Origin of the sequence: Micromonospora sp. NPDC049240 (assembly GCF_040647835.1) — a bacterium.
Lineage (GTDB): Bacteria > Actinomycetota > Actinomycetes > Mycobacteriales > Micromonosporaceae > Micromonospora.
The window spans coordinates 101,451-116,710 of sequence record NZ_JBEZCX010000010.1; the positions used below are offsets into that span (position 1 = coordinate 101,451).

Sequence of the window (15,260 nt, forward strand, 5' to 3'; positions counted from 1 at the left end):
AATCCCTCCATCCCAGGAACGTTAACCGGCGACCTTCTCGCCGACCGGCGCGGCGGACGGGTCCGCCTCGTCGGTGGGCTCCGGGCTCGGCTTGCCGCCGCCGATCCCGGCCAGGGCGAACGCGCTGGTGCTGCTGCCCGTGGTGGGCGACAGGTCGTACGCGCTCTCCGCGTGCTCGGCGACGTCGATGCCGTCGACCTCGGCCTCGGCCGACACCCGGAAGCCGATCGTCTTCTGGATGGCGAAGGCGAGCAGCCAGGCCACCCCACCCGACCAGACGGTGACGATCAGACCGGCCAGCGCCTGCCGGCCGAGCTGGGTGACGCCGCCGCCGTAGAACAGGCCGTCGGAGGCGCCGACCACGTCGCCGATCGCGCTGTTGACCGAGTTGGTGGCGAAGAACCCGAGCCAGAGCGAGCCGATCCAGCCGCCGACGAAGTGCACGCCGACCACGTCGAGCGAGTCGTCGTAGCCGAGCTTGTACTTCAGGCTGATGGCGAGCGCGCAGACCGCACCGGCGACGAGCCCGAGCAGGACCGCCGCCCAGGGGGCGATGAAACCGCAGGCCGGGGTGATCGCGACCAGGCCGGCGACCGCGCCGGAGGACGCGCCGACCATGGTCGGACGGCCGTCCTTGATCCGCTCGACCAGCAGCCAGCCGAGCACCGCCGCGGCGGTGGCGAGCTGGGTGTTGAGGAACGCCAGGCCGGCCACCGAGTCGACGGTCAGCTCGGAGCCGGCGTTGAAGCCGAACCAGCCGAACCAGAGCAGACCGGCGCCGAGCGCGACGAGCGGGATGTTGTGCGGCTTCATGCCCTCGCGGGGCCAGCCGACCCGCTTGCCGAGCACCAGCGCCACGCCGAGCGCCGCCGCGCCGGCGTTGATGTGCACCGCGGTGCCGCCGGCGAAGTCCAGCGCGTGCAGCTTGGCGCCGATGACGCCGCCGCCCCACACCCAGTGCGCGACCGGGAAGTAGACCAGGGTGGCCCAGCCGAACGCGAAGAGCAGCCAGCCGGAGAACTTGGCCCGGTCGGAGATCGCGCCGCTGATCAGCGCGACGGTGATCACCGCGAAGACCATCTGGAACGCCATGAACACGTAGAGCGGGATGCCGATGCCGCTGGGGTTCTCCGCCGTGGCGCCCCAGAGGTCGGTCTCGGCGAGGAACGTCTTGGTGCCGAGGTAGGCGCCCGGGTCACCCCAGAGCCCGTTGACGTCGCTGCCGAACGCGACGCTGAAACCGTAGAACCACCACAGAACAGAGATGAGCCCGATGGCCGAGAAGCTCATCATCATCATGTTGAGCACGCCCTTGGACCTGTTGAGGCCGCCGTAGAACAGCGCCAGGCCGGGGGTCATGAGCAGCACGAGAGCGGTCGAAACCAGCAGCCAAACGGTGTTGCCGCCGTCGATCGTCGGTGCTTCAGGCACGCTGGCCTCCTAAAGGTGAACTTCCTCCTTCGCGGCTTCCGGGGCAGCGTCGCCCGTACGCCGGTTGCGCGGAAGCTTGGTCGGCCGCTGTTTCCTGTACCGACACCGCTCGATTTCCGACGCGTGACGGGTTGTTTCCGGCGTGTGAAGAACGCCGATCTTGCTCAGCGCAGCGCGTACTCCAGGTGGTGCCGCTCGTAGTCGAGCAGGCGCAGGTCCCGCATCGGGCGGCGGAGATGGCCCTTGTGCACGATCCGGACGAACGCCGGCTCACCGGCGGCGGCCATCCGCCGGATGCCCTCGACGTGGTCGACGATGCGCTTGCGGATGGTGCGGATGAGCCGGTGCCGGTCGCGGGGGATCAACCCGTACGCGTCGGCGAACAGGCGCAGCCGGCGCGGCCGGTCGGGGCGCTTCCAGCCGAGCGTGATGGAGTCCCGGTCGGCGAAGATCGGCACCCAGGTCCAGGCCGCGTACGCCACGTCGTAGATGCGGGCGCCGGGCGACGCGAGGTCGAAGTCGATCAGCCCGAGCGTGCCGTCGGGACGCCAGATCACGTTGTGCGGCGCGGCGTCGTGGTGGCAGATGACCTCGGTGTCCGGCGGGGGCGGGCCGAACGAGCGCCAGACCGCGCCGGGCGGCGGGGTGAAACCGTACTGGGCGTCGTGGAACATCCGCAGCATGGTGGCCACCGTGACCAGCGCCTCGTCGGTCACCCAGTGCGGGGCCAGCGGGTACTCCCCGCACTCCCCCTCCAGGTACGACAGCACCTCCCGGTTGCGCTCGTCCATGCCGAGCGCGCGCGGCGCGCCGGTGAAGCCGACGTATTCCAGGTGGCGCAGCAGCGCGTGCACCGAGGGGGTCCAGGGGCCGGCGTTGCGCCGGACCGTGTCGCCCACGCGGACCACGGTGCTGACGTTCCCGCCGTGCAGCGGGATCTCCTGCGAAGTCACGTACGGTCTCCCGAGGCGCGGCGCGGGGTGGTGGGGGTCGCGCCACTCCGGGTAGGCGCGATCGTCGGTGGTCACGGCAGGGGTTACGCGTCCCGGCCGAGCGGCTCGGTGCCGAGCAGCGCGTCGACGAACTGCGCCGGGTCGAACGGGGCCAGGTCGTCCTTGCCCTCGCCGAGCCCGACCAGCTTGACCGGGATGCCGAGCTTGCGTTGCACGGCGATCACGATGCCGCCCTTGGCCGTCCCGTCGAGCTTGGTCAGCACCACGCCGGTGACGTTGACCGCCTCGGTGAAGACCCGGGCCTGCTCCAGGCCGTTCTGGCCGGTGGTGGCGTCCAGGATCAGCAGCGTCTCGTCGATCGGGCCGTGCTTCTCCACCACCCGCTTGACCTTGCCCAGCTCGTCCATCAGGCCGATCTTGTTCTGGAGCCGGCCGGCGGTGTCGATGAGCACGGTGTCGACGCCCGTCTCGATGCCGCGCCGGACCGCGTCGAACGCGACACTGGCCGGGTCGGCGGCCTCCGGGCCGCGGACCGTCTCCGCGCCCACCCGGCCGCCCCAGGTCTCCAACTGGTCGGCGGCGGCGGCCCGGAACGTGTCGGCCGCGCCGAGCAGCACGGTACGGCCGTCCGCGACCAGCACCCGGGCGATCTTGCCGCAGGTGGTGGTCTTGCCGGCGCCGTTCACGCCGACCACCAGCACCACCGCCGGCACGCCATCCTTCGGCGTGGTCCGCAGCGACCGGTCCAGGCCGGGGTCGAGCGCGTTGACCAGCTCGGTGGCGAGCAGCGTGCGCAGCTCGTCGCCGGTGCGGGTGCCGAGCACCCGGGTGCGCTCCCGCAGCCGGTCGACGATCTCCCGGGTGGAGTCCACGCCGACGTCGGCGGTGATCAGGCTGTCCTCGATCTCCTCCCAGGTGTCCTCGTCGAGCCGGTCGCGGCTGAGCAGGCCGAGCAGGCCCTTGCCGAACGCGTTCTGCGAGCGGGACAGCCGGGAGCGCAGCCGGACCAGCCGGCCGGCGGTGGGCTCGGGGACCTCGATCGGGGGCGCCTCGACCGGCGGCGCCTCGACCACCACGCCGGTGGTCAGTTCCGCCTCGGGCGCCTCCACCGGCGGGCCGGCCAGGTCCTCCTCGGTGCGGGTGTCGACCTCCGTGCGCGGCAGCGGCGGCTCGGGGCGCCGGCGCAGCCGGGGCACCACGAGGCTCAGGCCGCCGATGATGAGCACGCCGAGCAGGGCGAGAGCGACGAGGAGGTATTCCTTCATGCCGAAATCCTGTCAGATGCCGGCGACGGCGTCCCACTCACCGCCTCGGCACGCGAACAACCTGCGGGTACGCTCGCGTTCGGAAGGCGTACCGCAACCGCCGGCCGGGTAGGAACGCCCATACGATCTTGTCGGAGGTAGACGCCGTGCCCGGTTCCCGCCTGCTCATCGGCCCACTGCTGCGCCGGGTCGTCGACACGCGGGCGACGGTCTGGGTGGAGACCAGCGCGCCCGCCGTGGTCACCGTCCGCACGGCCGACGGCGCCACCGGCAGCGCGCCCACCTTCTCCGCGTACGACCACCACTACGCGATCGTGGTGGTGACCGGCCTCACGCCGGACAGCACCACCGAATACCAGGTGCTGATCGACGACGAGGCGGCCTGGCCGCTGCCGGACAGCGCGTTCCCGCCCAGCGTGATCCGCACCCGCGCGGCCGACGACGCCGACCAGCCGGTGCGCCTGGTGTTCGGCTCCTGCCGGGAGACCACCCAGCACTCCACCGCGCGCAAGCTGCCGCCGGACGCGCTCGACGCGTACGCCCGGCGGGTGATGGCCGCGCCCGAGGAGAACACGCTGCCCGACCTGCTGGTGCTGCTCGGTGACCAGGTCTACGCGGACGAGACCTCACCGACCGTGCGCAAGCTGCTGAAGCGGCGCCGGCGGCGGCCGAAGGACGCCCCGGCGACGCAGGTGGTCAGCTTCGACGAGTACACGAAGCTCTACCTGGAGTCCTGGCGGGATCCGGAGATCCGCTGGCTGCTCTCCACCGTGCCGAGCGTGATGATCTTCGACGACCACGAGGTCATCGACGACTGGAACACCTCGCAGTCCTGGCGGGCGGACATGCGCGAGGAGCCGTGGTGGGCCGAGCGGATCCGCAGCGGCCTCGCCTCCTACTGGGTCTATCAGCACCTGGGCAACCTGAGCCCGGACGAGATCGCCGCCGACCCGGTGTACGCCAAGGTGGTGGCCGCCGAGGACGCCACGAGCGTGCTGCACGAGTTCGGCGCGCGGGTGGACACCGAGGCCGACCTGGCGCACGACACCGAGCGCTGGCGGGCCGTGCAGTACCAGTGGAGTTACGCCCTGGACCTGGGGCGCACCCGCCTGGTGATGCTGGACAACCGCTCCAGCCGGGTGCTGCTGCCGGGCAGCCGGGCGATGCTGCCGCCGGGCGAGTGGTCGTGGTTCCTGGACCAGGCGCACGGCGCCTACGACCACCTGGTGGTGGGCACCTCGCTGCCGTGGCTGCTGCCGCCGGGCATCCACCACGTGGAGGCGTGGAACGAGCGCCTGGCCGATTCCGACCGGCCCTGGGTGGCGCGGCTGGCCGAGCAGATGCGCCGGGCCTGGGACCTGGAGCACTGGGCGGCGTTCCGGCGTTCGTTCGAGGCCCTCGGCGAGCTGTTCGCCCGGCTGGGCAGCGGCGCCGCGGCACGCACCGGCGCCCGGGTGGGCGCCGGTCCGGCGTACCCGCGGCCGGCGTCGATCAGCGTGCTCTCCGGCGACGTGCACCACTCGTACGTGGCCCGGGCCCGGTTCGCCGACCGCGGCGTGCAGACGCCGGTGCACCAGCTCACCTGCTCGCCGATCCACAACCAGGTGCCGGCCGCGATGCGGCCGCTGATGACGCTGGGCTGGAACCCGGGTCCGGCCGGGGCGACCCGGGCGCTGGCCCGGTCGGCCGGGGTGCGCCGGCCGCCGGTGCGGTGGCGCAAGCTCGCCGGGCCGTACTTCGGCAACGCGGTGGCCACGCTCACCCACCGGGGCCGGTCGGCCGCCGTGGTGATCGAGGGCACCACCAGTCAGGGCGAGTTGCGGCCGGTGGCGCGCCAGCAGCTCAGCGACGAGGGATGAGTACCCTCTGACCGTGGACGAGACGCTGCGGGCCGTGGAACACGAGTTGACCGCGCTGCTGCGCCGCGGCCGGGCGCTGTCCTGGGAGATCGCCCGCGAGGTCCACCCGAACCTGGAGCCGAACGCCTACGGGTTGTTGCTCTGGCTGCGCCGCTCCGGTCAGATCCGGCTCACCGACCTGGCCGTGAAGCTGGGCATCGGCAAGGGCACGCTGAGCCGGCAGATCGGCGGCCTGGAGACGCTGGGCCTGGTGCGTCGCGACCCGGACCCGACCGACCGGCGGGCCGCCCAGCTCAGCCTCACCGAGGAGGGCACCCGGCGGTTCGACGCGGCACGGTCCGCCCGGCTCGGGCAGATCCGGCGGTCGCTGGAGAGCTGGCCGGCCGAGGACGTGGCGGCGTTCGCCCGGCTGATGCACCGCTTCAACGAGACGTTCTGACCTGCTCCGGCGGGGAATAGGAGACGCGCCACTCGCGGTTGTTGCTCAAGGCAACCAAACCGTACGGTTGCCCGAGGCACCCATTTCTCTCCCCCTTTCGGAGGCGACCCACGATGACCCAGGCGACCGTGTCCACCCGGGCCCCCGCCGTCGGCATGTCCCACCGGCAGATCCTGGAGGCGCTCTCCGGCCTGCTGCTGGGCATGTTCGTCGCGATCCTCTCCTCCACGGTCGTCTCGAACGCGCTGCCCCGGATCATCACCGACCTGCACGGCAGCCAGTCCGCGTACACCTGGGTGGTCACCTCGACGCTGCTGGCCACCACCGCGACCACCCCGATCTGGGGCAAGCTCGCGGATCTGACCAGCAAGAAGATCCTGGTGCAGCTCGCCCTGACGGTCTTCGTGCTGGGCTCGGTGCTGGCCGGGCAGGCCCAGACCACCGGCGAGCTGATCGCCTGCCGCGTGGTGCAGGGCGTCGGCGCGGGCGGGCTCACCGCGCTGGCCCAGGTGATCATGGCGACGATGATCGCTCCCCGCGAGCGCGGCCGGTACAGCGGCTACCTCGGCGCGGTGATGGCGGTCGGCACCATCGGCGGCCCGCTGATCGGCGGCGTGATCGTCGACACCGACTGGCTCGGCTGGCGCTGGTGCTTCTACGTCGGCGTGCCGTTCGCCGTGCTCGCGCTGATCGTGCTCCAGAAGACGCTGCACCTGCCCGTGGTGAAGCGGAAGGTCACCATCGACTGGTGGGGCGCCACGCTGATCACCGCCGCCGTCTCGCTGCTGCTGATCTGGATCACCCTGGCCGGCGACCGGTACGACTGGATCTCCTGGACCAGCGCGGCCATGGTGGCCGGCGCGGTGCTGCTCGGGGTGCTCGCGGTCCGGGTCGAGCAGCGCGCCACCGAGCCGATGATCCCGCCGCGGCTGTTCCGCAACCGCACCATCACGCTCGCCGTGGTGGCCAGCGTCGCGGTCGGCGTCGGCATGTTCGGCTCCTCGGTCTTCCTCGGCCAGTACTTCCAGATCAGCCGCGGCGAGAGCCCGACCATGGCCGGCCTGATGACGCTGCCGATGATCGGCGGCCTGCTGGTCGCCTCGACCGTGGTGGGCCGGATCATCACCAGCACCGGCCGCTGGAAGCGCTGGCTGGTGACCGGTTCGCTGCTGCTCACCGCCGGCTTCGCGCTGATGGGTGGCATGCGGGTGGACACGCCGTACTGGCGGCTCGCGATCTTCATGGCGCTGATCGGCCTGGGCCTCGGCATGACCATGCAGAACCTGGTGCTGGCCGTGCAGAACACCGTCGGCACGCACGAGCTGGGCGCGGCCAGCTCCGTGGTGGCGTTCTTCCGCAGCCTCGGCGGCGCGGTCGGCGTCAGCGCGCTCGGCGCGGTGCTCGGCCACCGGGTCACCGGCTACCTCGCCGACGGGCTCGCCCGGCTGGGTGTGCCGGCCTCCGGCTCGGGCGGTGGCGGCGCGCTGCCGGACGTGCACACGCTGCCCGCCCCGATCCGCGCCGTGGTCGAGTCCGCGTACGGGCACGGCGCCGGGGACATCTTCCTGGCCGCCGCCCCGTTCGGGCTGCTCGCCCTGCTCGCGGTGGTGCTGATCCGGGAGGTGCCGCTGCGCCGCACCAACGCCGACCCGGCCCCGACCGGGATCGAGCCGGAGGTGGCCCCGGCCGCCGCCCCGGTGGCCCGATGAACGCGCCGGAGCGTGAGCGGTACGGCCCGCAGGCCCGGCCGCTGCCCTACGAGCGGGGCACCGACGGGCCCCGGGTGGTGCTGGTCGGCGTGGACGGCAGCCGCACCTCGATGCGGGCCGCCTCGTACGCCGCCGGGCTGGCCCGCCGGCAGGGCGCCGGCCTGGTGGTGGTGTTCGTCAGCTCGCCGGCCCCGTACAGCGGCATCATGTCCGGGGTGGTGGCCGGCGCGGTGCAGCAGACCCACGACGAGCTGGCCGACGAGCTGCGCGCCGAGTGCCGGCGCGGGGCCGAGGAGCTGGCCCTGCCGGTGACGTTCCTGAGCCGGCGCGGCGACGCGTACGCCGAGCTGTGCCGGGCCGCCGACGAGCACCGGGCCGACCTGGTCGTGGTCGGCTCCTCCGAGCAGGCCGGGCACAAGCTGGTCGGCTCCGTCGCCACCCGGCTGGTGCGCGCCGGCCGCTGGCCGGTCGTCGTGGTGCCCTGAGGTGTAAGGAGGGGCCCCCGGTTAACGCCTCGCGTTGTACCCGGGCCCCCTCCTAACATCGCCGGGATGACAACCTGGACCGCACCCGAGATCGACCGCCGCCACGAGCCCTTCGTCGCCGACGAACGCGCCATGCTCCAGGGCTGGCTGGACAACCACCGCGACACCCTGCGCCTCAAGTGCGCCGGGCTGACCGCCGAGCAACTGCGCACCCGCAGCGTCGAGCCCTCCGGGCTGACCCTGCTCGGCCTGGTCCGGCACATGGCCGACGTGGAGCGCTGGTGGTTCCGGGTCCGCGCCGCCGGCAGGGAGCTGCCCGACATGTACGACTACGACAAGGACCCGGACGCCGACCTCAACGACATCGCCGACGCCGACCCGGCCGAGGCGCTCGCCACGCTGGCCGCCGAGATCGAGGCGGCCGACCGGGCGGTGGCCGACCTGCCGCTGGAGCACACCTTCCCGCACCGCCGCCGCGACGGCGACGGGTTCCACGAGATCAGCCTCCGCTGGGTCTACGTGCACATGATCGAGGAGTACGCCCGGCACAACGGCCACGCCGACCTGATCCGGGAACGCATCGACGGCGTCACCGGGAGCTGATCCGCACCCCGGTTCAGTACGCCAGCGCGGCGCGCAGGTAGCGCAGGTCGGCCGGCCCGCTCCACCGGTGCGCGGAGAGGCCGGCGACCCGGGCGCCGGCCACCGCGCGGTCCTGGTCGTCGACGAAGAGCACCCGGCCCGGCGGCGTGTCCAGCGCCGCGCAGGCGGCCTGGAAGTACTCCTTCGCCGGTTTGTGCACACCGATCACCGAGGAGTTGACCACCACGTCCAGCTCGTCGGTCAGGTCCAACGCGGCCAGGTCGGCGTCGAGCAGGTCGGTGGCGTTGGTGCCCAACCCGACCCGGATGCCGGCCGCCCGCACCTCGCGGACGAACGCGAGCACGTCGGGATCCACCTCCCCGCGGTAGCGCTGCCACGCCTCGACCGCCGCGCGAGCCCGAGCCGGGTCGCCGACCGACGGGGTCAGCGCGTCCGCCACGCTCGCCATCCACGCGGCGTGGCTCATCCGGCCGGTGAGCACCGGTTGGAGCAGCCCCCAGGACATCGCGATCTCGCCGAGGACCCCCTCGGTGAGCCCGTACTCCCGCTCGACGCCGGCGGCCACCGCCGGGTCCCAGCGGCGCAGCACGCCGTCGAAATCCACCAGGAGCGCCGTGGCGCGTTCCCGACTCACTCGTCTGTCTCCTGCCCGTCGTCCTCGGCCCGGTTGAGCCGCTGGCTGATCACCTGGGTCACGCCGCTGCGCATCGTCACGCCGTAGAGCGCGTCGGCGATCTCCATGGTCCGCTTCTGGTGGGTGATGACGATCAGCTGGCTCTTCTCCCGCAACTGTGCCATCAGCGTGATCAGCCGGCCCAGGTTGACGTCGTCGAGCGCCGCCTCCACCTCGTCCATGATGTAGAACGGGCTGGGCCGGGCGCGGAAGATCGCCACCAGCATGGCCACCGCGGTCAGCGACCGCTCGCCGCCGGAGAGCAGCGACAGCCGCTTGATCTTCTTGCCCGGCGGTCGGGCCTCGACCTCGACGCCGGTGGTGAGCAGGTCCTCCGGGTCGGTGAGCACCAGCCGGCCCTCGCCGCCGGGGAAGAGCACGGTGAAGACCTGCTCGAACTCCCGGGCGGTGTCCTCGAACGCGCTGGCGAAGACCTCCAGGATCCGGTCGTCCACGTCCTTGACCACGGTGAGCAGGTCCCGCCGGGTGGCCTTGAGGTCCTCCAGCTGCTCGGAGAGGAACTTGAAGCGCTCCTCCAGCGCGGCGAACTCCTCCAACGCGAGCGGGTTCACCTTGCCGAGCAGGGCCAGTTCCCGTTCCGCCTTGGCGGCCCGCTTCTCCTGCGCCGGCCGCTCGTAGCGGACCGGCTCGGGCACCGGCCGGCCGTCCTTCTCGGCCTGCGCGACGTCCGCGTCGGTCGGTGGCACGAGCTGCGCCGGGCCGTACTCGGCGACCAGGGTGGGCACGTCCAGACCGAAGTCCTCGGCGGCCTTCACCTCCAACTGCTCGATGCGCATCCGCTGCTCGGCGCGGGCCACCTCGTCCCGGTGCACCTGGCTGGTGAGCCGCTCCAGCTCGGCGGCGAGGCGCTTGGCCGCGCCGCGTACCTCGGACAGCTCGGCCTCGCGGGCGGCGCGCTCGCGGGCGACGGCGTCCCGGTGCTCCTCGGCCCGGGCGAGCGAGACGGTGAGCCGGGTGAGCGCCTCGCGGGCGCCGCCGACCACGGCGCGGGCGATCTCCGCGCCGCGGGTGCGGGCCGCGCGGCGGGCCGCCGCGCGCTCCCGCGCGGCGCGTTCGGCGGTCGCCTGCCGGGCCAGCGAGTCGGCCCGACCGGCGATCGAGGAGACCCGCTCCTCGGCGGTACGCACGGCGAGCCGGACCTCCATCTCGTTCTGCCGGGCCGGCGGCACCATGGCGGCGAGCTGGTCGCGTTCCTCGGTCGACGGTTCGGCGTCGATCGGGGTGACCTCGGCCAGCCGCAGCCGCTCCGCCAGCTCGGCCAGGGCCGTCAGGTCCCGCTCCCGGGCCGCCTCGGCGCGGGCCCGGGAGTCGCCGAGCCGGTCCGTCTCCGCCTTGGCCGACCGGGCGGCCGCGCCCAGCTCGGCGAGGCGGCGGGCGGCGGCGTTGCGGTGGCTCTCCGCCTCCCGCTTCGCGGCGGCGGCGTGCTGCACGGCCTCCTTCGCGGCGGCCACCTCGGCCCGCGCCTCGACCAGTTGTTCCCGCAGCTCGGCCGCGGTGTGCTCGGCGGTGGCCCGGTTGGTGCGGGCCTCCTCGACCGCGGCCTGCACCTCGATGAAGCTGGGCGCCTTGGCCGAGCCGCCGGCCGCCGCGTACGCCCCGACCACGTCGCCGTCCGGGGTGACCGCGCGCAGCTCCGGGTTCGCGGCGACCAGCTCGGCGGCGGCGGCCAGGTCGTCGACGAGCGCCACGTCCCGCAGCGCCCGGTGCACGGCCGGGCGGATCCCGGCCGCGCACTCCACCAGGTCGGGCGCCCAGCGGGCGCCCTCGGGCAGCTTCGGGCGCAGCGCGTCCGCCGAGCCGTCCATGCCGGGCCCGGCGGGGCTGCCGACCAGCAGCCCGGCCCGGCCGGCGTCGGAGATCTTGAGCAGCCGCATCGCCTCGACGGCCTCGTCCACGCCGGTGACCGCGACCGCGTCGGCGAGCCCACCCAGCGCGGCGGCGAGCGCCGCCTCGTCGCCGGGGGCCACGGTGAGCAGCCCGGCGAGGCTGCCGAGCAGGCCGGGCACCTGGTCGGCGCGGGCCAGCAGCGCCCCGGCGCCGTCCTTGCGGCGCAGGCCGAGCGCGAGCGCCTCCTCGCGGGCCTTCCAGGTGGCGGCGTCCTTCTCGGCGGCCCGCTCGGCGTCGACGAGACCGCGCACGGTCGCCTGGGCCCGCTCGTGCGCGGCCACCGCCTCGGCGTGCCGGGCGTCCAGGTCGGCGTTGTCCCGGTCCGCCTCGGTGGACTGCTCGGCGACCGCGTCCAGGTCGGCCTGCGCCTTCTCGGCACGGCCCAGCGCGTCGGCGTGCGCGGCGGCGAGTCGTTCGATCTCCTCGCCGGCGCTCGTGGTCCGCGCCCGGGCGGAGTTCACCTGGCCGGTCAGCCGGGCCAGCCCCTCGCGCCGGTCGGCGATGGCCTTGGCGGCGGCCACCAGCTCCCGTTCGGCGGCGGCGAGCTGCCGTTCCAACTCCTGCCGGTGCTCGACCGCCTCGGCGAGCCGGATCTGGTCGTCGGTGAGCGCGGCGCGCAGTTCCTCCTCCTGCTCGCGGACCCGCCGCGACTCCGCCTCGAGCTGCTCCGGGTCGCGGCCGGGCCGCTCGTCGTCGCCGGTGGCGCTGAGGTGCCGCAGGCGCTCCCGGGCGAGCTGTTCGATGGACCGGAACCGCTCCTGCAACGCGGAGAGCTTGTACCAGGTGTCCTGGGCAGCCGCCAGCATCGGGGCGTCCTCGGCCAGGGCCGCCTCCAGCTCACCGAGGCGGCCCTGCACCTCGCCGTGCTCGCCCTCGATCTGCTCGCGCCGCTCGCGCAGCGCGGTCTCGTCGGCGATCTCCTTGTCCAGCGTGGTCCGCAGCGTGTGCAGGTCGTCGGCGAGCAGCCGGAGCCGGGCGTCGCGCAGGTTGGCCTGGATGGCGGCGGCCCGCCGGGCCACCTCGGCCTGCCGGCCCAGCGGCTTGAGCTGGCGGCGCAGCTCGGCGGTGAGGTCGGTGAGCCGGTTGAGGTTCACCTGCATCGCGTCGAGCTTCCGCAGCGCCTTCTCCTTGCGCTTGCGGTGCTTGAGGACGCCGGCCGCCTCCTCGATGAACGACCGCCGGTCCTCCGGCTTGGCGTGCAGCATGCCGTCGAGCCGGCCCTGCCCGACGATGATGTGCATCTCCCGGCCGATGCCCGAGTCGGAGAGCAGCTCCTGGATGTCGAGCAGGCGGCAGGAGTCGCCGTTGATCTCGTACTCGCTCTCGCCGGAGCGGAACATCCGGCGGGTGATGGAGACCTCGGTGTACTCGATCGGCAGCGCGCCGTCGGTGTTGTCGATGGTGAGGGTGACCTCGGCCCGGCCCAGCGGGGCCCGTCCGGCGGTGCCGGCGAAGATGACGTCCTCCATCTTGCCGCCGCGCAGCGCCTTGGCGCCCTGCTCGCCGAGCACCCAGGCGATGGCGTCGACGACGTTGGACTTGCCGGAGCCGTTCGGACCGACCACGCAGGTGATCCCGGGCTCCAGCTTCAACGTCGTGGCGGAGGCGAAGGACTTGAAGCCCTTCACCGTCAGGCTCTTGAGATGCACCTTCTCGATCCTCGTCCGGTGGCCGCCGTACCGTCGCCGGAGCCGCGGACCTGGTGAACCCGCAGACTAACCCGCGACCGGGACGCCGCCGGCACGCGACCCACCCGGTTTCCGCCGGCGCAATTCCGGAACGCCTCGCAAGATCGATAATTGCGGAAAGGGTACGCACATGGCTGCGCGCCGGCACTGAAGTGTGTCGGCGCGCTTTTCGGTGTGGTGCGATTCAGTTTTCCGGCGACTGGAACTCAGGTCAGCGCGGGCTCGGCGAGACGGAGGAGGTCGTCGGCCTCCGCTGCCGCCGCCGCGAGCCGATCGTTCTCGGCGCGCAGACGCGTGATCTCGAATTCCAGTGCCTGAACCCTGGCACGCAGTCGGGTGACCTCGTCGAGCAGACGCCGGTCGGACGCTGCACCTACGTGGCCGTAGAGGGCCTTCGCCATGCTGAACTCCTCGATATGCGCTGCCGGAAAGGCCGGCCAACGCGCGCCCATGATGTTCGCGGCTGCCATTCCCGCTGTGTATCGGGACATGGCTGGGCGCGACTGGCGACACCTCTATATTGAGCCGAACCCCCCTCCTTCGTCAAGTTGCCGCAGGCCGTAGATCATCTCCACGTCGGCCGGGCCACTCACCGGGGGGCTGCCACAAAGGGCGCGGACACGCTCTGTCCGGACGCCTTCACTGTACGCCCGGGTGTCCGGGAACACCTCCCCCTTCCCGCCCGGTTCGCCTTAACTCTTTCTTAGCCACGTTGCCGCTGCTCGGACCGCGCCCGTAGCGTCACCCCGGCCCGCAACCGACCCGTGGAGGCGACAGGCGTGTACCGCTGGACCGACCCGATCGACCCGGACGACGCCGCCCGGCGCCCGGAGCCGCCGACCGACCAGGGTCCGGCGTGGCTCACCGACCGGCCCGAGCCGCGGTCGTCGTACCTCTTCGGGGACGAGTCCGGGCAGCCGCCCGCCGGCCACCTGCCGCCCACCCTCGACGCCGGTCGCTACGGCGACACCACCCGGCCCGGCCACGGCCCGGCCGACGCCACCGAGGCGCACCCGGGCTGGGGCCACCCGGCCGAGCCGGGGTACGGCTCGCCCGCCGGCTACGGCCACGGCGACCAGCCGGGGTACGGCCCGGCCGCCGCGCCCGGCTACGACCGGACCGCCGGCTACGACCAGGCAGGCTACGACCAGTCCCGCTACGACCAGCCCGGTTACGACCAGCCCGGTTACGACCAGCCCGGTTACGACCAGCCCGGTTACGACCAGCCGGGCTACGGGCCCGCCGCCGTGCCCGGCCACGACCGGCCCGGCCACGCCCAGGCGCAGCCGGCGTACGACCCCCGGGCGCCGTACGCGCCGGGCGACAGCTACCCGGCGGGTCGGGACCGCTGGAACGGCGAGGAGCCGGCCGGCGGGTGGGAGCAGCCCACTGCCGCCTGGCAGCCGGTGACCGACACCCCGGCCGACGACGACCGGCACCGGCCGAAGCGGCGACTGTCCCGACCGTTCGTGATCGGTGGCGCCGCCGCTGCGGCCACCCTCGTGGTGAGCCTGGGCGTGGGCGCGGTGCTGCTGCCCGGCGACGACGGGCCGGCCGAGCGGGCCGCCGTGGACGCGCCGGTGGCCGCCGCCCCGTCGCCGACCGGGGCGTCCGACGCCACGCCCGCCGCGGGCGCGTCCGCCTCCGGCTCGGCGTCCGCCAGCCCGTCCACCGCGCCGACCACCGCCAAGCCGAGCCCGACGAGGAAGGTCGCGCCGAAGCCGAGCCGGACCACCGCCCCGTCGCGCCAGCAGCAGCGCAGCAGCGCGCCGAGCGGCACCACCGCCCGGACCACCTCCTCGGGCGGGCTCAGCGCCGAGTTGCAGCAGGTCGTCGACCTGGTCAACCAGGAGCGGGCCAAGGCCGGCTGCAAGGCGCTCGGCGTCGACAGCAAGCTGACGCTCGCCGCCCAGCGGCACAGCCAGGACCAGGCCGACCACAAGACCATGACGCACGACGGCAGCGACGGCAGCGACGTCGGGCAGCGGCTCGACCGGGTCGGCTACGCCTGGCGGGCGGCGGCCGAGAATGTCGCCTGGGGCCAGCAGGGCCCGGCTGAGGTCATGGACGCCTGGATGAACTCCCCCGGCCACCGGAAGAACATTCTTAACTGCTCGTACACCGAGATCGGGGTGGGCGTGGCACGCAGCAACGGGCCGTACTGGACGCAGGACTTCGGCACACCGCGCTGACCGGCGCGTCGTGACCGGGCCGGCGCTCGTTGACCGGTCGGGGGCGGCGTCGGGC

At 73.5% G+C, this 15,260-nt stretch carries 12 protein-coding genes; 6 read left to right on the top strand and 6 right to left on the bottom strand.

The window, feature by feature from the left end:
• Positions 1-21: 21 nt before the first annotated feature.
• From AB0B02_RS17140 to ftsY, 3 genes are all read right to left on the bottom strand, one after another.
• Positions 22-1,431, bottom strand: a complete 1,410-nt coding sequence (locus AB0B02_RS17140; protein WP_357301155.1) for an ammonium transporter — start codon at positions 1,429-1,431, stop codon at positions 22-24.
• Between the two features lie 164 nt (positions 1,432-1,595).
• On the bottom strand, positions 1,596-2,459 hold the full coding sequence (locus AB0B02_RS17145) for an aminoglycoside phosphotransferase family protein (RefSeq protein WP_281935717.1): 864 nt from the start codon (positions 2,457-2,459) through the stop codon (positions 1,596-1,598).
• An 8-nt stretch (positions 2,460-2,467) separates the two neighbouring features.
• Entirely contained in the window at positions 2,468-3,649 is a 1,182-nt protein-coding gene (gene ftsY, locus AB0B02_RS17150) for a signal recognition particle-docking protein FtsY (RefSeq protein ID WP_281935719.1), read from the bottom strand.
• Between the two features lie 146 nt (positions 3,650-3,795).
• On the opposite strand from ftsY, the gene AB0B02_RS17155 reads away from it, so the two are divergent.
• The 5 genes from AB0B02_RS17155 (at position 3,796) to AB0B02_RS17175 (ending at position 8,744) form a co-directional block, all read left to right on the top strand.
• Positions 3,796-5,508, top strand: a complete 1,713-nt coding sequence (locus AB0B02_RS17155; RefSeq protein ID WP_281935721.1) for an alkaline phosphatase D family protein — start codon at positions 3,796-3,798, stop codon at positions 5,506-5,508.
• Positions 5,509-5,521: 13 nt separating this feature from the next.
• Entirely contained in the window at positions 5,522-5,947 is a 426-nt protein-coding gene (locus AB0B02_RS17160; RefSeq protein ID WP_281935723.1) for a MarR family transcriptional regulator, read from the top strand.
• A gap of 113 nt (positions 5,948-6,060) precedes the next feature.
• Positions 6,061-7,656: an MDR family MFS transporter gene (locus AB0B02_RS17165; protein ID WP_281935725.1), complete on the top strand. Its 1,596-nt coding sequence runs from the start codon at positions 6,061-6,063 to the stop codon at positions 7,654-7,656.
• A complete protein-coding gene (locus AB0B02_RS17170) occupies positions 7,653-8,141 on the top strand; it encodes a universal stress protein (protein ID WP_281935726.1) in 489 nt (162 codons plus the stop codon). Before AB0B02_RS17165 ends, AB0B02_RS17170 begins: the two co-directional genes overlap by 4 nt.
• A 66-nt stretch (positions 8,142-8,207) precedes the next feature.
• Positions 8,208-8,744, top strand: coding sequence for a DinB family protein (locus AB0B02_RS17175; protein ID WP_281935728.1), 537 nt, complete (start codon positions 8,208-8,210; stop codon positions 8,742-8,744).
• 13 nt (positions 8,745-8,757) lie between these two features.
• Here AB0B02_RS17175 and AB0B02_RS17180 read toward each other — a convergent pair whose 3' ends face one another.
• The 3 genes from AB0B02_RS17180 to AB0B02_RS17190 form a co-directional block, all read right to left on the bottom strand.
• Positions 8,758-9,378, bottom strand: a complete 621-nt coding sequence (locus AB0B02_RS17180) for an HAD-IA family hydrolase (RefSeq protein ID WP_281935730.1) — start codon at positions 9,376-9,378, stop codon at positions 8,758-8,760.
• Positions 9,375-12,974: a chromosome segregation protein SMC gene (smc, locus tag AB0B02_RS17185; RefSeq protein ID WP_357301165.1), complete on the bottom strand. Its 3,600-nt coding sequence runs from the start codon at positions 12,972-12,974 to the stop codon at positions 9,375-9,377. The genes AB0B02_RS17180 and smc overlap by 4 nt, the downstream gene beginning before the upstream one ends.
• A 245-nt stretch (positions 12,975-13,219) precedes the next feature.
• Entirely contained in the window at positions 13,220-13,414 is a 195-nt protein-coding gene (locus AB0B02_RS17190) for a hypothetical protein (RefSeq protein WP_107156252.1), read from the bottom strand.
• 378 nt (positions 13,415-13,792) lie between these two features.
• Between AB0B02_RS17190 and AB0B02_RS17195 the strand changes: the two genes are divergently transcribed.
• Positions 13,793-15,205 carry a CAP domain-containing protein gene (locus tag AB0B02_RS17195; protein WP_357301168.1) on the top strand — a complete coding sequence of 471 codons (1,413 nt, stop codon included), beginning with the start codon at positions 13,793-13,795 and terminating at the stop codon, positions 15,203-15,205.
• Positions 15,206-15,260 lie beyond the last annotated feature (55 nt).